This is a genomic window from Burkholderia sp. PvR073, assembly GCF_054055695.1.
The window spans coordinates 687121-703438 of record NZ_JBSRXO010000002.1; the positions used below are offsets into that span (position 1 = coordinate 687121).

The 16318-nt window shown below is 66.3% G+C and carries 15 protein-coding genes; 8 read left to right on the top strand and 7 right to left on the bottom strand.

Translation table 11 applies throughout. From position 1 onward, the window contains the following. Nucleotides 1-10 precede the first annotated feature (10 nt). A complete protein-coding gene (locus ACVK00_RS10275; protein WP_284891298.1) occupies nucleotides 11-865 on the bottom strand; it encodes a helix-turn-helix domain-containing protein in 855 nt (284 codons plus the stop codon). A 530-nt stretch (nucleotides 866-1395) separates the two neighbouring features. Between ACVK00_RS10275 and ACVK00_RS10280 the strand changes: the two genes are divergently transcribed. Continuing rightward, on the top strand, nucleotides 1396-1605 hold the full coding sequence (locus ACVK00_RS10280; protein ID WP_166726218.1) for a hypothetical protein: 210 nt from the start codon (nucleotides 1396-1398) through the stop codon (nucleotides 1603-1605). Between the two features lie 283 nt (nucleotides 1606-1888). Continuing rightward, nucleotides 1889-2164: a hypothetical protein gene (locus tag ACVK00_RS10285; protein WP_228907939.1), complete on the top strand. Its 276-nt coding sequence runs from the start codon at nucleotides 1889-1891 to the stop codon at nucleotides 2162-2164. A gap of 355 nt (nucleotides 2165-2519) precedes the next feature. Here the strand turns inward: ACVK00_RS10285 and ACVK00_RS10290 are convergent, their stop codons facing one another. Then, complete coding sequence (locus ACVK00_RS10290) at nucleotides 2520-3167, bottom strand: hypothetical protein (RefSeq protein ID WP_324251300.1); 648 nt, start codon at nucleotides 3165-3167, stop codon at nucleotides 2520-2522. 247 nt (nucleotides 3168-3414) lie between these two features. Between ACVK00_RS10290 and ACVK00_RS10295 the strand changes: the two genes are divergently transcribed. From ACVK00_RS10295 to ACVK00_RS10310, 4 genes are all read left to right on the top strand, one after another. Beyond that, on the top strand, nucleotides 3415-4749 hold the full coding sequence (locus tag ACVK00_RS10295; protein WP_228907937.1) for an NAD(P)/FAD-dependent oxidoreductase: 1335 nt from the start codon (nucleotides 3415-3417) through the stop codon (nucleotides 4747-4749). Between the two features lie 107 nt (nucleotides 4750-4856). Then, the gene (locus ACVK00_RS10300; RefSeq protein ID WP_166724219.1) at nucleotides 4857-5951 is read left to right on the top strand and encodes a potassium channel family protein; all 1095 of its coding nucleotides are present in this window, start codon (nucleotides 4857-4859) and stop codon (nucleotides 5949-5951) included. 98 nt (nucleotides 5952-6049) lie between these two features. Beyond that, nucleotides 6050-7528, top strand: a complete 1479-nt coding sequence (locus ACVK00_RS10305; protein WP_284891297.1) for a sensor domain-containing diguanylate cyclase — start codon at nucleotides 6050-6052, stop codon at nucleotides 7526-7528. A 210-nt stretch (nucleotides 7529-7738) separates the two neighbouring features. Beyond that, the gene (locus ACVK00_RS10310) at nucleotides 7739-8071 is read left to right on the top strand and encodes a cupin domain-containing protein (protein ID WP_284891296.1); all 333 of its coding nucleotides are present in this window, start codon (nucleotides 7739-7741) and stop codon (nucleotides 8069-8071) included. Nucleotides 8072-8092: 21 nt separating this feature from the next. Here the strand turns inward: ACVK00_RS10310 and ACVK00_RS10315 are convergent, their stop codons facing one another. The 3 genes from ACVK00_RS10315 to ACVK00_RS10325 all read right to left on the bottom strand — a co-directional run bounded on the left by ACVK00_RS10315 (nucleotide 8093) and on the right by ACVK00_RS10325 (nucleotide 11032). Next, complete coding sequence (locus tag ACVK00_RS10315) at nucleotides 8093-9073, bottom strand: bifunctional helix-turn-helix transcriptional regulator/GNAT family N-acetyltransferase (RefSeq protein WP_228907935.1); 981 nt, start codon at nucleotides 9071-9073, stop codon at nucleotides 8093-8095. A gap of 139 nt (nucleotides 9074-9212) precedes the next feature. Next, complete coding sequence (locus tag ACVK00_RS10320; RefSeq protein ID WP_284891294.1) at nucleotides 9213-9971, bottom strand: SDR family oxidoreductase; 759 nt, start codon at nucleotides 9969-9971, stop codon at nucleotides 9213-9215. Nucleotides 9972-10087: 116 nt separating this feature from the next. Next, nucleotides 10088-11032 carry a LysR family transcriptional regulator gene (locus ACVK00_RS10325; protein WP_284891293.1) on the bottom strand — a complete coding sequence of 315 codons (945 nt, stop codon included), beginning with the start codon at nucleotides 11030-11032 and terminating at the stop codon, nucleotides 10088-10090. Nucleotides 11033-11215: 183 nt separating this feature from the next. Between ACVK00_RS10325 and ACVK00_RS10330 the strand changes: the two genes are divergently transcribed. Further along, complete coding sequence (locus ACVK00_RS10330; RefSeq protein ID WP_284891292.1) at nucleotides 11216-12430, top strand: FAD-dependent monooxygenase; 1215 nt, start codon at nucleotides 11216-11218, stop codon at nucleotides 12428-12430. Between the two features lie 238 nt (nucleotides 12431-12668). Here the strand turns inward: ACVK00_RS10330 and ACVK00_RS10335 are convergent, their stop codons facing one another. Together ACVK00_RS10335 and ACVK00_RS10340 are read right to left on the bottom strand one after the other, a co-directional pair. After that, a complete protein-coding gene (locus ACVK00_RS10335) occupies nucleotides 12669-13613 on the bottom strand; it encodes an alpha/beta hydrolase (protein WP_284891291.1) in 945 nt (314 codons plus the stop codon). A gap of 61 nt (nucleotides 13614-13674) precedes the next feature. Then, nucleotides 13675-14778 (bottom strand): OpgC domain-containing protein, encoded by a 1104-nt coding sequence (locus ACVK00_RS10340; protein ID WP_228907930.1) that lies wholly within the window; start codon nucleotides 14776-14778, stop codon nucleotides 13675-13677. A 381-nt stretch (nucleotides 14779-15159) separates the two neighbouring features. Between ACVK00_RS10340 and ACVK00_RS10345 the strand changes: the two genes are divergently transcribed. Next, the gene (locus tag ACVK00_RS10345) at nucleotides 15160-16314 is read left to right on the top strand and encodes a porin (protein WP_228907929.1); all 1155 of its coding nucleotides are present in this window, start codon (nucleotides 15160-15162) and stop codon (nucleotides 16312-16314) included. The last annotated feature ends 4 nt before the right edge of the window (nucleotides 16315-16318 follow it).

The following is a 16318-nucleotide window of genomic DNA, read 5'->3' on the forward strand; positions in this document are numbered from 1 at the left end:
TGGGCGGGCGTTACCCGCGTGCGAGCCGTTTTGCGAGATCGGCGCTGAGGATCGCCATGCGCGCGGGTTTTTCGTAGCAGACGACGTCGAACGTGCGGATCACTTCGCTGATGTCCGCTTCGCTCGCGCGGCCGGTGAGCAGGTCGCCCGTCAGTACGAAGATCGGCGCGCCCGGATTGTCGGACGTGCGCACCGCCTTGATCGCGGTGGCGGCCGTGTTGCCGTCGAACAGCCATTCGGTGACGACCGCGTCGAACGCCTGGCCCTGCAGCGCATCGACGAACGGCGCGAGGCCGTCGAACGCGGCCGTCGCGAAACCCTGCCGTTCGAGATAGCGGCACAGCTCGGTCGCGCTGACGCGATCGGGATCGATCACCGCGACGACGAGCTTATCGCTCTCCGCGCGGCGCGGATAGATCTCGATCTTGTGCACGTCGTATGCGTTCTGGTACAGCACGCCCGTGTGGCGCAGCACGCGCCAGCGGCCGTTCTGTTCATAGGCGACGAACTCGGGGCGCGCGCCGGCTTCGAGCGGCGCACCGATCCATGCAGTGCACGGAATTTCGGCGACGCCGGCGTACAGTACGGCCTCCTGCGAATAGGCGCCGACCATGCCGGGGTCGAGCGTTTGCGCGCCGAACAGTTGTGCGGCGGGCTCGCCGTAGGCTTCGGCGACTTTCTTGATTTGCGCGAGCGTCCAGGGGCTACTGCCGCGCAATTTGCGGTGACCCTGCGAAAAGCTCAGGTCGAGGATGCGGCACAGCTCGGTGGTCTGCTGGCGCTTGCCGATGCCGTTGCGGGTCATCAGTTCGCGCACGCGCTCGGCAACCGCGAGGGAATCCGTGGTGATTGCTTCAGTGGTCATGCTACGGGAACGGATCTTGACGTTCAGAACGACGCCTTGCGGCAGTCTCGGCGGACAGTCTTGACGACGACCAGTGGCGAGCCGACCGGCCACGCGCGGAAAAGATAACTTTACCGCAAAACGCCGGCCATTCCATGTCGCGAAAGGTGCGTTTCTGTGAAAGGTGTGTCACGACGTTACGGCGGCCCGGCGGCGTGCATCGCGCGCCACTGGCCCGTTCGCAACCCTCGGGCGCGGATCGCGCGGTACCGGGACACGATTCCTCGCAAGGCGGCACCTAATTGCACCGCTTGGCCGACGGGATGCACCAGGGCAGGGCGCATTCGCGGTCCGGAGCGCGGCATCGTGCCGTTTTCCGGCGACAAATATTTACATCACTTCGTGCGTCCCGGTCGGGCGGAACCGCATCTTATACGCGGATCGTTTGATGGTTTAGTCTAATGAACCCACTGCGGCTACCTTCGCGAGCGGGCATGAACGCGGCGGGGCGCCATGCTACGATTCCGCCGTCTCAAAAAAGCGTTGATGCGATGCAGAAGAAATTTGTGATGCGCGGGTACGAGATGAACTGCGAACCGCGCGTGACGGAGGACGGCAAGTACGCCGCCCAGGTCGAGGTCACGAAGCTGGGTTTCAGCCGCGAGGCGGCATTCCGCAAGCTGGGCGAATTCGATACCGAAGCCGAAGCCGTCGCCTATGCGAAAAAGTTCTCCGAAGAGTGGCTGACCCGCTACGCGTAGCGCGACGTTCGCCCGTGCAAGACGGGCGCCGGCCTGAGCGGCGCGTGCCCGCACCTCGAGTCCAAGGGCTCCGAGACGGGCGGCCCCATCCACAGCGAAAACACGACGGACGCCCCCGAATGCGCGGCGTGGATGGCGCGCGCCATTCGCGGATGGCGGCGCGTGACCGGCTTTAATTCATCTCTGATGGTTGTCAATATTCGGGGAAGTTTGGAGATTCATTCCCCACACTGTGAGGTATCGTTTGACGATCGATTGACGGCAACGCAATGGGAGACTGCGAATGAGCACCTTGTGCATGCAGACCGTCGTTCACGGTAAAACTGTGCGGGTCATGTTGTCGCTGGAGCGTCGTACCGCCAGGATCGACATCGTCGACGGCGAAGCGGGCAGCCATCCGCCTCGCACGATGAGCATCGAACAGTACGTCAAAGCCGGTATGGCGGACGACGAAATCGCCCGGCATGTGCTGGAAGTCGTGGCGATGTCGCTCGAGCAGCTTGCTCGGCTGCAGCCGTTCGACCGCGCGACACGCGCACGAATGCGCTATTCACACTGATCACACCGATGCCGCTGGTGCCGGGGCCACCCCGACGCGAGCCGCGCATTCCGACCTTTCGTATCGATCTCGGGTTGCGATTCGCAACGGGCTGCGCGCGAGCGCGATCGTGCCGACCTGGCCTCGCGCTTAGCGCGCCTTCGGTATTCCGTCCGCGAGCCGATAGGCGGTGACCGCACGCCTGGATTCGTAGTCGGCGATCGTCGACACGCTGCGGCCGGCGTCTCGTGACAGCAATGACGTAAGGTCCTCGATCACATGGCGAGCAGGAGATCTTTTATGTTGTGAAGTACTAATGAGATGCGCGTTGCGCTCCATCGTGACCATCGATCCATTGCGGCCGAATGCGATCGACTCATGCCGGCATATACATGAAGGGCTCGCCGTCCTCCCGCTCCACGGAAAGCAGCCGCTGGAGTTGATCGAGCGCGAACAACTGCTTTCCTTCCCCCGCCGCTTCGGCGATCGCGGCATCGACCAGTTTCCTCGCCCGCGCGAGAATCACGGATCGCTGACGTGCGATCTCGAGCACCATGCGTTGCTCGATGTTCTGACGGCTCGATTGCTTGTCGCTCAGGTGACGCCAGCGATCGCGAAGCTCGGCCCAGGTAATGCGCTGAAATTCCGGAATCGTGCGCGGGAGCGTGCCCGCTTCCGCGGGCTCGGGCTGGGCGCGCAATGCACAGCGCAGTGCTTCGCGGGCGCGCCACTCGTCTGAAAACGGCGCATACATGTCACGCGAGCGACCGATCGGATTCGCGCGCGCGATTTCCTTTTCGAGCAGGTAAGTCAGTCGCCGCAGCGCGGAGCCATGCGCGAGCATGCCCGGATCGAGCACGCGGATCCGGCGCGATGCGTCCGCGACGTGAGCCTTCAGTTCCCACAGCGTCAGGCGGAGGTGCTGCACTTCGAGTATCAGGCGCTGTACGTCTGCATAGGTGCACTTCGTCCACCATCCGGTGAGATCGTTCAGCTTCGGGGGATCGAATGGGGGGAGGATCATTGCTGCTGCAGCGACACTGTATGGATATACAGTTTATCGCGCGGTAACATAGCGCCGTCAAGGCGAAAAAATGGGGACGGCCGATGGGCGACCATGACCGGCGGCCGGGCCGCGGCCGGCGGCCCGAACCGCTCATCGGCCTTCCCGCGCATTCGCCGGCCATATCCGGAACCCGACAGCCTGATCCGGTGCCCGCCATCGCGAACGTCGATGGATGCGCCGGATGGATCGACGCCAACAGAGAACAATGACGACAACTTATCCGCTGCACGATGCATTGACGCACGCCGACACGGCGTTTCCGGCCGAAGCCGACATCGTGATCGCCGGCGCCGGCATCATGGGCTGCGCGGCCGCGTACTACCTCGGCCTGCGCGGCCTGAAGGCCGTGGTGCTCGACAAGTCGCGCATCGCCGGCCAGCAATCGACTCGCGCGTGGGGCTTCGTGCGGCAGCAGGGCCGCGAATCGGCCGAAGTGCCGCTGATGATGGCCGGCATGCGGATCTGGGAAGGGCTCGAGCAGGCGCTCGGCTTCGACCTCGAGTGGCGGCAGGGCGGTTGCCTCTATATGGCGGACAACGACGACGACTGGGCGTCGTTCCAGGCATGGCTCGCCGTCGCGCGCGAACACGGGCTCGACACGCGCACGCTCACGCGCGCGGAAATCGACGAGCGCGTGCGCGGCCTGTCGACGCAAGCGCGCACGCTCGGCGGGCTGTATACCGCGACCGACGGGCAGGCCGAGCCGCGCCGCGTGGCCGCCGCGTTCGCGGCGCGCGCAACCGAAGCCGGCGCGCGCTTCTTCGAAGGCTGCGGCGTGACGGCGATCGAGACGGCCGGCGGCGCGGTCGTCGGCGTCGTGACCGAGCGCGGCACGATCCGCACCCGGCGCGTGATCTGCGCGGCCGGTGCGACCAGCTTCCGGCTGCTCGACGGCGTCGGCATCCGGCTGCCGCAGCAGGCCGTGCGCGGCACCTGCATGCGTACCAACGTGTTGCCCGACGTGTCCGCGTCGACGATCTGGGGGCACGGCCTCGGCATTCGGCAACGCAGGAACGGCACGATCAATCTCGCCGACGACATGCAGGTCGACGTCGACCTGACGCTCGGCCATCTGCGCGGCTTGAGTCTGTTCTGGCCGCAGTTCTGGTCGCAGCGCGAGAAATTCCGGCTGCGTCTGAATGCGGCGGCGTTGCGCGATGTCTGCGCGCGCATCGGCGGCGCGGCCGGGCCGATCGAGCCGCGCGATCCGCAGCCGCAGCCGAATCGCGCGCATGCGCCGCGCGCGCTTGCGAAGCTCAAGGCGATCTTTCCCGCGCTGAAGGACGCGCAGATCGTCGAGGCATGGGGTGGCCTGATCGACGTGCTGCCCGATGGGATTCCGGTGATCGACGCGCCCGGCACGCCGTCCGGGCTCGCGATCGCCACCGGGTTCTGCGGGCACGGCTTCGCGATGGGGCCGATCGTCGGGCGGCTGCTGGCCGAATGGGTCGATACGGGTGAGCCGTCGCTCGATCTGTCGGCGTTCCGTGCCCGGCGTTTCGTCGACGGAACGATGGTCCGGCCGCGCAGCATGCTGTAGCGGAGGGCCGGCCGGGAGCGGAGGGCCGGTTGCGGAGGGCAGGTTGCGGACGCGCCTGAGTGTTCCCGTCGTAGAATCGAGCCCGCATCCTTCAGGAGAATACCCCGTTGGCAACGCCTTCCGCCAAACGTCGCTCGTTGCGCTCACGCCTGCGTCGTACCCGTGATCCGTGGCGGGCGCCGCGTGCACGCACGCTGTTCACGCGCCCCGCGACGTCACCGCACCACACGCTGCTGTTCCGTCTCGGCGCGGTCGTGGCGCTGTGCATGCTCGCGTTTCTCGTGCTGTATCTCGATCGCGACGGCCTGCGCGATTCGACCAAGAGCACGCCGATGAACGTCGCCGATCTCGTGTACTTCACGATGGTCACGGTCGCGACGGTCGGCTATGGCGACATCGTGCCGGTCACGGCGCGCGCGCGTCTGATCGATGCGTTCTTCATCGTGCCGATCCGCATCGGCATCTGGTTCATCTTCCTGGGCACGGCGTATCAGTTCGTGATCCAGCGCGTCATCGAGGAATTCCGCATGAAACGCCTGCAGAAGCAGCTGTCCGATCACATCGTCGTATGCGGCTACGGCCTGTCGGGGTCGATCGCCGTGCGCGAGCTGCTCGAAAGCGGCGTCGACCCGTCGACGATCATCGTGATCGATGCCCAGCAGCAGGCGCTCGAGGCCGCGACGGCGCTCGGCGTGACGGGGCTGCTCGGCGATCCCGCGCATGAAGACCTGCTCCAGCAGGCGCAGGTGCGGGCGGCGAAGGCCGTGATCATCTCGGTGACCGACGATCCGACCGCGATCCTGCTGACGCTGTCGGTGCGCAGCATCGCGCCCGAGACGAAGATCGTCGTGCGGATCCAGGAGAACCTGTATCAGCGGCAGTTGCGGCAGGCGGGCGCGGACGTGATCGTGTCGTCGACGAAGATCGGCGCGCTGCTGCTCGCGGATGCGGTGCATAGCCGTTACATCGTGCCGTTCGTGAACGACATGCTGTCGACGCGCGGGCGGGCGACGCTGGTGGAGCGCGAGGCGTTGCCGCACGAGATCGGCTGCATGACGAACGTCGTGCCGGGCGCGATCGTCGTCGGGCTCGATCGCTGCGGGAAGATTCAGTCGTTCTACGAGGATCCGCCGTGCCGGATCGAGACGGGCGATACGCTGGTCGTGATTCAGTCGGCCCGGATTCCGGATCCGGATGCGTGAGGGTCGGGTTCCCCCGCTTGCTATGCCGCTGCGCCTTTTTTAGTATGAAGTAATCATGTGGTGCGCCCCGCGCACACGCTTGATCATCGAGGAGACACATGCAATCCAGGTCGGCGGCTCCCTATACCATCGTCGTGGTCGGTATCGTGATCGCCTGCGCGCTAATGGGTCTGTGCGTGCTGCAGCTGTTCCAGAGCCGCAACGACGCGCGCGAGCGGGCGAGCGAAACTTCCCGCAATCTCGGCCTCATCGCCGAGCGCGACATCGAACGCAACTTCGAACTCTACGACCTTTCGCTGCAGGCGGTCATCGAAGGCCTCAAACGTCCCGACGTGATGAACGCGCCCGCGAGCCTGCGGCGCGCCGTGCTGTTCGACAATGCGATGACGGCGGAATTTCTCGGCTCGATGCTGATACTCGATGCCGGCGGCAACATCGTCCTGGATTCGGCCAACGACGTGCCGCGCCGCGGCAATTTCGCCGACCGCAAATACTTCACCGTCCATCGTGACAATCCGGATGCCGGACTCTTTGTCAGCGACCCGTTCACGTCGCGCCTGCGTGGCGGGTCGCCCAGCATCGGGCTCACGCGGCGACTCTCGAACCCGGACGGCTCGTTTGCCGGCGTCGTGCTCATTGCGGTCAACCTCGAGTATTTCCACAATCTGTTTGCCGGCCTGTCACTGGGGCAGCACGGTTCGATCTCGCTGATCGGCAGCGACGGCGTCATGGTGATGCGTCAGCCGTACGACGCCCGCACGATCGGCCGCGACATCAGCCAGGCCGCGACCTTCAAGCAGTTTCAGACCGCGCCGGAAGGCGTGTTCTCGGAAACCTCGTCGCTCGATGGGGTGCGCCGTCTCTACTACTTCAGGCACCTGCCGAAGCTGCCGCTGGTCATCATGGTCGCCGAAGCGGAACAGGATATTTATGCGGCGTGGCGGCACCGGGCCGCGACGATCGGTGGGTTGGTGGGGACGTTCGGCGCCGCCTTCATCGCGGTGTCCATCATGCTCGGCACGCAACTCCGGCGGCGGATGCGCGCCGAGTCGGAACTCGTGTTGCTCGCCCGCACCGACGGTCTCACCGGGCTGAACAATCGCCGCAGCTTCGGGGAAGTGCTGGATCGCGAATGGCGTCGCGCACGGCGGGCGCGATCGGTTTTCTCGTTGTTGTTCGTCGATGTCGACCGCTTCAAGGCCTATAACGACACCTACGGCCACCAGGCGGGAGACGACGCACTGGCCGCGGTTGCGCGCTGCATCGGCGAGAACATCCGCCGGCCCGCCGATACCGCGGCCCGCTACGGCGGAGAGGAATTCGTCGTGCTGCTCCCCGATACGCCCGAGACGGGCGCCGCCCAGATCGCCGAGCGAATTCGCGCGGCGATCGACGAACTGGCGCTCGAGCACGCCGGCAGCGAACACGGGCACGTCACCGCCAGTATCGGCCTCGCGAGCTGGACGCCTGAGGAGGACGAGGAGGCCGGCAGCGTGATCAAGGCTGCCGACGAAGCGCTGTACTACGCGAAGGCGACGGGCCGCAACAAGGTCGCCGCGTTTCAGCCGCCGGCGTGACGCGTCGCAGCATTGCAGCGTTGCTGCAGCTGGCGCGCACCCATCATCCGATGGTGCGTGATGAACCGGCGGCGCGCGATATCGATGACGAGGCGGCCGCCTGAGTGTCGGTCTTGCCGCGGCCCGCAAACGAGTTCGCCGCAACGACGGCCGCCGCGCTACAGTGGACGTCAACCGCCGTCGAACGACGCGCGACGCGAGGGTCCAACCATGCAACTTCAAACCGGCAACCTGTTCAGCACCGAAGCGGCGCGCGGCGACGACGAACGAATCGACATACTCGTCGCGGGGCCGCGCCTGAACGTCGCGCGCATCGTGTCGATGGGGCACGCGAGTCCCGACGGGTTCTGGTATGACGATCCGCGTGCCGAATGGGTCGTGCTGCTGTCAGGCGCGGCCGTGCTCGAATTCGAAGCGGACGCGACGCTGCACGACATGCGCCCCGGCGACCATGTGCTGATCGAACCGCATTGCCGGCATCGCGTCGCGTGGACGCATCCGGAAGAACCGTCGGTGTGGCTCGCGATCTATCACGATCGATGAATCGTGCGGCGACTTATCGACTTAGCGACTTGGCCGGCACCGGCTGAAGCGCTGCTCGATGACGTGGGTTCCCCATTGCGCACCCTCCGATTCGCTGGTCAGCGTAAAGCCGAACGATTCGTATAAGTGACGTGCCGAATCCAGGCCCTTGAACGTCCACAGATAGGTCTCGTCGAACTGCTGCTCGTCGACGAAATGCATGGCGCGCGTCATCAGTTGCCGCCCGATACCGGCGCCGCGCAAGGCGTCGTCGACGATGAACCAGCGCAAGTGTGCGATTCCCGTGGCCTTGTTCCCGTCGATTGCGACAGAGGCGAGCGCGCGGCCGTTTTCGGCATGGAGCCACAGAGCCTTGCCTTCGGCTGGCAGCGTGCCGGCAAATTCCGCGAGTTCGGTTGCCACTTTTTTCTCGAAGAAAGCGCCAAATCCCCAGTGTTCCGAATAAAACCGCGCGTGAAGGCTTGCTATGTCGCCGATACAGCCGGGTTGGTAGCCGTCGACAATTTGCCCGGCGTCCGGATTCGGTGCGGGTGGTGCCTCGGCGCTGTTGTCTTGCGCGAGCGCATCGCTATACAGCGCGAGGGCGCGGACGAGGGTTTGCTGGTCGGCCGGTACCATCCGGCGTAACGCATTCGACACCTGACGGGTCGCAAACTGGTCGATCTTCTTGCGCAGTTTTTGCCCGTCGGCAGTCAGGTACAACTCGGTCGCGCGCGCATCGTCGGGTGAGATGCGGCGCGTCACGAAGCCGGCCGTTTCGAGCCGGGAGAGCTGCCTGCTCGTATTCGATTTGTCCAGACGCAGAATGCTGCCCAGATCCTTCGCGCTGATGCCGGGCGCCATTCCTATTTCGAGAACGGCGTGAACCGCGGATGGCGCCAGATCGCTATCGGCCAATGTCGCGCGCATGAAACCCAGTTCGCGAACCAGCTTGCGGGAAAAATCACGCAGTTCGAGGATCGTCGCGTCGCGAGGCTTCGCCGGAATATCGATGAGGTCCATGATCAGTCCGCAAAAAAGTTGCGAGTCGCAAGCAATATTAGTTGCGCCTCGCAACTTGTCAAGGACGATTTCGCCGGCGCGCCGGTCAGCGTGACCGGCAGCGCGGGTCGGCGTGCCGCAACAGGCGCGGCGACCCGCCTTATCCGCGCCCCACGAACGGCATCGTGGTCGCCATGATCGTCATGTTCAGGATGTTCGTATCCAGCGGAAGGCTTGCCATCTGAACGACCGCGTTCGCGACATGCGTGACGTCCATGCGCGCCTCGGACGCCATGCGTCCGTCGGCCTGCAGCACGCCGTCCGTCATCCGGTCGGTGAGCGACGTTGCCGCGTTGCCGATGTCGATCTGACTGCACGCGATGTTGTACGCACGGCCGTCGAGCGCGAGTGACTTGGTGATGCCGGCCACCGCATGTTTGGTGGCCGTGTACGCAATCGTGTTCGGGCGCGGCGTATAGGCGGAGATCGAGCCGTTGTTGATGATCCGGCCACCCTGCGGCGTTTGCGCCTTCATCAGGCGCCACGCTGCCCGTGCGCACAGGAAGACGCCCGTCAGGTTCGTCGCGACGACGTCGTTCCACACGCCGAATTCGTACTCGTCGAGCGGAACGGCCGGCGCGTTGCGGCCGGCGTTGTTGAAGAGGACATCCAGCCGGCCGAACTCGCGCGCGATACGCGAGAACGCATGTTCGACCGACGCTTCGTCGGTGACGTCGGCCGGAAACGCATGGGCGTCGCCATGGCTGGCGGCGATCGCCTCTTTCGTTTCGCGCAACGACGCTTCCTTGCGTCCGATCAGCGCGACGGTAAATCCGGCGTTCGCGAGTGCGATGGCCGCGGCACGACCGATGCCGGATCCCGCGCCCGTGACGGCGGCGAACTTCTTCGAGGCAGACATGGCTTGATTCCCTGCGGGTTGGGGTGAGGAAAGTGGCGGCAGGTCCGCGGTGTACACGTCGTGCGCCGGGTGAAGCGCCATCCTACCGCGCACCGCGGGTTTCGCCGCTCGCGCCGCTATTTTCTGCGGGCCGGCGCGGCCTTTCGCGCGCGTGTCCCGGTTTCGGCGAACAGGCTGACCACGACCTCCCGTAGCCACCGGTTGCCTTCGTCCTGATTCACGCGCGCATGCCACAGCATGTGAATCGGCGCGCCCGGCAACGTGACCGGCAACGCCCGCCAGCCGAGCGAAAACGGTGCGGCCAGCTGCAGCGCAAGATGTTCCGGCACGGTCGCGATCAGGTCGGTGCGCTGCAGGATATAGCCGACGCTCATGAAATGCGGCACCGTCAGCCGCACGCGGCGCTTCACGCGGCGCCGCTTCAGCCAGTCGTCCACCTGGCCGTGACCGGTGCCGGCCGACACCACGACCAGATGCTCGGCATCCCGCCACGCGTCGACCGTCAGCGGCGCGTCTTCGAGCGGATGCCCGCGCCGGAGCAGGCACACGTACCGCTGATCGAACAGCCGGCGCTGATAGAACCCGCCCTGCAGTTGCGGCAGCAGCCCGATCGCGAGGTCGACGCGGCCGTCGGCCATCTCGTCGCTGAGGTTGACGCTCGTGTTGCGCACCGTGTTGAGCGCGATGCCCGGCGCCGTGCGCGCCAGATGTTCGAGCAACGCGGGCAGGAACACGACTTCGCCGATATCGGTCATTCCGATCGTCATCGTGCGCGACGCGCGCAGCGGATCGAAACCGGTCTCCGGATTGAGCGCGGCATGCAGCGTCGACAGCGCCTGCGCAACCGGTTCGGCCAGGCGCAACGCGAAGGGTGTCGGGACCACGCCGCCTGGCCCGCGTACGAACAGCGGATCGCCGAGCCGGCGGCGCAGCTTCGCGAGCGCGTTGCTGACGCCCGGCTGGCTCATGTTCATCTGCTCGGCGACGGTCGACACACGCCGCTCCTGAATCAACCGCTGAAACAGCAACAGCAGGTTGAGGTCGATCTCGCTCAGTTCCATGGTTCGGCGTTGGCTCCCATCATTGCGTTCAGTGATGAAGCAGATTCCCGGCATTTTATTGTGGGATAAGGGTGCGCTGCTGACAATACCGATACGGCGCCTGCATTCGACCGGCGCGCCGGGCAGGTCACGCGCGCCGCGGCCTCGACCACTCATCATCTGAATATCGGAGACACGTTCATCATGCAGACGAATCTGAGGATCGCGATCGTCGGTGCCGGCATCGGCGGCCTGACACTGGCGCTCGCGTTGCGCGAGCAGGGCATCGACGCGCAGCTGTACGAGCAGACCGACGTGCTGCGCGAGGTGGGGGCAGCCGTCGCGCTGTCGGCCAATGCGACGCGCTTCTACGAACGGATGGGATTGCGTCCGGCTTTCGATGCGGTGTGCGCGGAGATTCCGGGTCTCGTCTATCGCGACGGGCGCAGCGGCGCGGTGATCGGCCATCATCGCGGCGAGCCCGACTATCGCCGGCAGTTCGGCGGCTCGTACTGGGGCGTGCACCGCGCGGACCTGCAGGCGATCCTGTCGAAGGCGGTCGGGGTCGAGCAGATTCATCTCGGCCATCGGTTGGTCGACCTCGCGCAGCATCCGGATCGCGTCACGCTGACCTTCGAGAACGGCGAGCGCGTCGACGCCGATCTCGTGATCGGCGCGGACGGCGCGCGTTCGCTCACGCGGCGCTGGATGCTCGGCTATGACGACGTGCTGTATTCGGGTTGCTCGGGTTTTCGCGGCGTGGTGCCGGCCGAGCGGATGGACCTGCTGCCCGATCCCGAGACCATTCAGTTCTGGGTCGGGCCGCACGGGCATCTGCTGCACTATCCGATCGGCGAGCACGGCGACCAGAACTTCCTGCTGGTCGAGCGTCATCCGTCGCCGTGGCCGTCACGCGACTGGGTCATGCCGGCGCAAGAGGGCGAGCAACTGCGCCTGTTCAGGGACTGGCATCCGGCGGTGGTGCAGATGATCACGGCGGTGCCGATCAGCCAGCGCTGGGGGCTGTTCCACCGGCCGCCGCTCGGCCGCTGGAGCCGCGGGCGCGTGACGCTGATCGGTGATGCCGCGCATGCGCTGGTGCCGCATCACGGGCAGGGTGCGAATCAGTCGATCGAGGATGCGGTGGTGCTGGCCGCGCAACTGGCGAAGGCCGGGCCCGGCAACTGGCGCGAGGCGCAGGAAGCGTACGAGCGGCTGCGGCGCGGCCGCACGCGCAAGGTGCAATACGCGTCGATCTCCGCGGCCGACGTGCTGCATCTGCCCGACGGGCCGGCCGCGCAGGCGCGCAATACGCGTCTCGGCGAGCGCGACAGCGTGCTGCATCACCTGGACTGGATTCACGATTTCGACGCGCTCGCCGATGAACCGAACGAGCGGCAGGGCGGTACGTGGCTTTGAGCTGAAAGACGCCGTGCGATCAGCGCTCGTGTCGGGGGACCGACCGGTGCGGCAGTCGCGCGGTCATTCGTCGGGAATGCCGGCCTCCCGTGCGGGCCGGCCAGCCCGTATCGCGCTCGCGCGTGGTCGGCCATTCGTTCGGCATCGCGCTTGACCTGTTCGATGTCGCGACACCGCGTGGCTGGATGCGTGCACGCATACGCTGCACGATCCGGTGCGGTGGAAGCATCCGGCTCCGTTACTTCACGCACTCCAGCGCATACTTCAACCCCTGCCCGAGCAGCCCGCGCCACACTTCCCACGTATGCCCGCCGTCGACGATGCGCAGCTCGGCCGGGTTCTGCGCGCGGCGCAGGTGCGTGTACAGCACGCTCGACTCGGCCTGGATCGTCAGGTCGTCGTCGCCGACCGCGATGAACATCGGCACGCGCCAGTTGCGCGCGAAATAGCCGCGCATCAGCGCCGGGTAGTTGAACTCGTGCCACACGCGCGGATCGAACTGCCGGTCGCCGAACACACCGACATAGCGCGCGGCGGAATTGAGCGGCGGCTCGTTCGCGTAGATCGCGGGGCTCAGCAGCATCGCGCCGCAGAACAGGCCGGGCTCGAGCAGCGAGAAACGCAGCGCGCCGAAACCGCCCATCGATACGCCGCCGATCGCGCGGCCCGCGCGCTGGTTCGACACCGCGAAGTGCGCTTCGACTTCCGGCAACAGGTCGTTCAGGAACGCGCTCTGCATCTTCTCCTTGCGGTCGACGTACCAGTCGGTGCCGCCTTGCGGCATCACGATCACGACGGGCGGGATCTCGTGACGCTCGATCAGCGTGTCGGCCGTGGCCTGCAGCCGGCCCTGCGTGATCCAGTCGTTCGCGTTGCCGGCATTGCCGTGCAGCAGGTACAGCACCGGATAGCGCGCACCTTCCGGGTTGTAGCCGGGCGGCAGGTAGACCGTGTACGACCAGTCCCGCTTGAGCGACGCCGAGCGGAACGCGCGCAGCACGACGCTGCTGCCGGGGTTGACCGGCGGCTCCTGGGCGGCCGGCGCGATAGTTGCGGGCGAGACGATCGCGGCCGCGGGCGCGGACGACGCCGGCGAAACCGCGGGCCCGCCCGGCGTGGCGTGGGCGGTGGCGAGGAAGCCGGCGAGCAGGGCGACGGCGAACGGAAGGGCGAGTCGGCGCATGGCGAAACGTTTCAGGAAAGGCGCCCGCTATCGTAGCAGCGGCGCATGACGGCCGGGCGCGTCATTGCCGCGAACGGAACGGGGACGGCAGCCGCGACACCAGCGGCCCGTAGAGTTTTGCGACGAGATACAGCAGCCCCGTCGCGACGACGTCGGCGGCCAGGCCGAGCGGCACGTTCAGATAGCCTTCGGTCGCCTGGTAAAGCAGCGAGTCGACCGCGAGCGAGATGCAGGTACCGGCGACGAAGCACAGCAGCCCCTGGCGGCCGATCGTGCCGATCCACGGCATCGCATGCGCGACCTTCTTCATCCACCCGAGGTGCACGAGCTTGGCCGCGAGCCACGCGATCGCGAGGAAATTCACGAGCCGCAGCGCGCCGAGGTTCTGCTTGATCGACGGATCGGTCGGGAACGGCTCGATGCGCAGCCGGTAGTACGCGCCGGCCGCGACGATCGCGAGCGACGCGGCCGTCAGCAGCCAGCCCTGCGGCTTCGGCGCGAGCGTCTGGTAGACGGGCTGGCAGCGCGCGATCACGCCGAGCACGAACAGGAACTGCCAGGCGAACGGATTGAAGTCCCACGGTGCGCCTTCGACGGTCGGCAGGAAACGCGCGACGTGCGGCGCCGCGTACCAGAGCGAGCCGCTGAACGCGAGCATCAGCCACGGCTGCGTGCGCGCGAGCGGCAGTGCGAGCGGGACGAGCAGCGCGAAGAACGCATACATCGGCAGCACCGACGCGAGATACGGCTGGCGGCGGAACAGCAGGATGTCGCGCAGCGCGGCGAGCGGCTTGTGGAGCAGACCGTCGAGATCGTTGGTCGGCATGTTCGGACCGTCGATCGAGAACGCGTTGAGCACGGCGGTGATCAGCAGCATCAGGCCGGCCGTCACGAGGAAGGCACGGTAGATCTCGAAGGCACGGCGGATGAAACGCTGGCGCGCGGCGGCCTCGTCGTGCCGCTCGGCGAGCGAGTTGTACGCGATGGCAGTCGCGAAGCCGCCGAGGAACACGAACACCTCGGCTGCATCGCACAGCGCGTACGCATGCAGCGTCACGCGCGACAGGATGCTGCCGCCGATGTGGTCGACGACGATCACGAGCAGCACGAGGCCGCGGAAGAAATCGAGCTCGGCGTAGCGGCCGGCCCGGGCGGCGGCGGTCATCGGGCCGCCTGCCGGCGCGCGCCGCGTGCGCGCCCGGCACCCGCCGCGCATGAATCGGGGTGAAGCATGACTTCGTGAAGAAATGACGAATGGATGCGCATTGTGCCACCGATGCGACGCCGTCCGGGTTTACGCGGATGGCGGGCCGATCTGCCGTTGCCGACAAGCCTGATCAGGGAGTCCGCGGAACGGGGCAGTTGGACGAGCGCAACGCTTTGTGCGCCGCGCCCACGCCCCGATGGACGGGTGGTTTGCGACGTGACACCATTTTGTCCTCGCGGCCGCACACCGCGTAGTCCGCCCTGCGGGCCACCTATATAAAACAGACGAAACAAGCGCCGGGCGCAAGGCCTGCCCGGCAACGGCTCCGGAGAATCCGTCATGAAGAACCACGTCATTTTTGCCGCCGCGCTGGCAGCGTTCGCCGCGCCGGCCTTCGCGCAGGACAGCGTGACGCTGTACGGCCTGATCGACGAAGGCTTCAACTACACGAACAACGTGAACGTGAATGGGGTCGGAAAAGCGGATTACCAGCTCGCGAGCGGCTATGCGCAGGGCAGCCGCTGGGGCCTGAAGGGCAGCGAGGAACTGGGCGGCGGGCTGAAGGCGATCTTCACGCTGGAAAACGGCTTCGACGTGAACAACGGCCGGCTCAACCAGGGCGGCCGGATGTTTGGCCGCCAGGCGTTCGTCGGGCTGAGCGCGTCGCGTTTCGGCACGCTGACCTTCGGCCGCCAGTACGATTCCGTCGTCGACTATCTCGCACCGCTGACCGCGAACGGCAACTGGGGCGGCACGCTGTTCTCGCACCCGTTCGACAACGACAACACGGACAACTCGTTCCGTGTCAACAACACGGTCAAGTACGCGAGCCCCGACTGGAACGGGCTGTCGTTCGGCGGCACCTACAGCTTCAGCAACAGCACGGGCTTCTCGACCAACCGCCAGTACAGCATCGGGGCGCAGTATTCGCTCGCCGGATTGCAGGTCGCGGCCGCGTACCTGCAGGCGAACAGCCCGGGCGTCGGCAACGCGGGCGCGATCGCGGCCGACGACGCGAATTTCGTCGCCGACCGCCTGCGCATCTTCGGCGGCGGCATCAACTATACGTTCGGCTCGGCGACGGTCGGCTTCGTCTATACGAAGACCGACGTGAAGAACCCGGTGTCGACCGTCTACCTGCCGGCGTCGACGTTCTCGGGCCTCGGGCTGACCGCGACCAAGTTCCAGAACTTCGAGATCAACGGCAAGTACCAGCTCACGTCCGATTTCTATCTCGGCGCGCAGTACGTGTACACGGACGGCAAGTTCGACGCCTCGGCCGGTTCGTTCAAGCCGAAATACCACACCGTCGGGCTGATGGCCGACTACAGCCTGTCCAAGCGCACCGACGTCTATCTGCAGGGCGCGTGGCAGAAAGTCGCCGGCGACAAGACGGGCACCGCGGCCGACGGCGGCTATGTGGTCGGGACGGACGGCCCGTCGTCGTCGTCGAACCAGTTCGCGGTGCGCGCCGCGATTCGCCACAAGTTCTGAGCGC

Coding starts and splice junctions, on each gene's coding strand:
- ACVK00_RS10290 (WP_324251300.1), bottom strand. CDS start 3,167: ATGATCCTCCCCCCATTCGATCCCCCGAAGCTGAACGATCTCACCGGA.
- ACVK00_RS10315 (WP_228907935.1), bottom strand. CDS start 9,073: ATGGACCTCATCGATATTCCGGCGAAGCCTCGCGACGCGACGATCCTC.
- ACVK00_RS10340 (WP_228907930.1), bottom strand. CDS start 14,778: ATGACCGCCGCCGCCCGGGCCGGCCGCTACGCCGAGCTCGATTTCTTC.
- ACVK00_RS10280 (WP_166726218.1), top strand. CDS start 1,396: ATGCAGAAGAAATTTGTGATGCGCGGGTACGAGATGAACTGCGAACCG.
- ACVK00_RS10320 (WP_284891294.1), bottom strand. CDS start 9,971: ATGTCTGCCTCGAAGAAGTTCGCCGCCGTCACGGGCGCGGGATCCGGC.
- ACVK00_RS10330 (WP_284891292.1), top strand. CDS start 11,216: ATGCAGACGAATCTGAGGATCGCGATCGTCGGTGCCGGCATCGGCGGC.
- ACVK00_RS10285 (WP_228907939.1), top strand. CDS start 1,889: ATGAGCACCTTGTGCATGCAGACCGTCGTTCACGGTAAAACTGTGCGG.
- ACVK00_RS10310 (WP_284891296.1), top strand. CDS start 7,739: ATGCAACTTCAAACCGGCAACCTGTTCAGCACCGAAGCGGCGCGCGGC.
- ACVK00_RS10305 (WP_284891297.1), top strand. CDS start 6,050: ATGCAATCCAGGTCGGCGGCTCCCTATACCATCGTCGTGGTCGGTATC.
- ACVK00_RS10345 (WP_228907929.1), top strand. CDS start 15,160: ATGAAGAACCACGTCATTTTTGCCGCCGCGCTGGCAGCGTTCGCCGCG.
- ACVK00_RS10295 (WP_228907937.1), top strand. CDS start 3,415: ATGACGACAACTTATCCGCTGCACGATGCATTGACGCACGCCGACACG.
- ACVK00_RS10325 (WP_284891293.1), bottom strand. CDS start 11,032: ATGGAACTGAGCGAGATCGACCTCAACCTGCTGTTGCTGTTTCAGCGG.
- ACVK00_RS10275 (WP_284891298.1), bottom strand. CDS start 865: ATGACCACTGAAGCAATCACCACGGATTCCCTCGCGGTTGCCGAGCGC.
- ACVK00_RS10335 (WP_284891291.1), bottom strand. CDS start 13,613: ATGCGCCGACTCGCCCTTCCGTTCGCCGTCGCCCTGCTCGCCGGCTTC.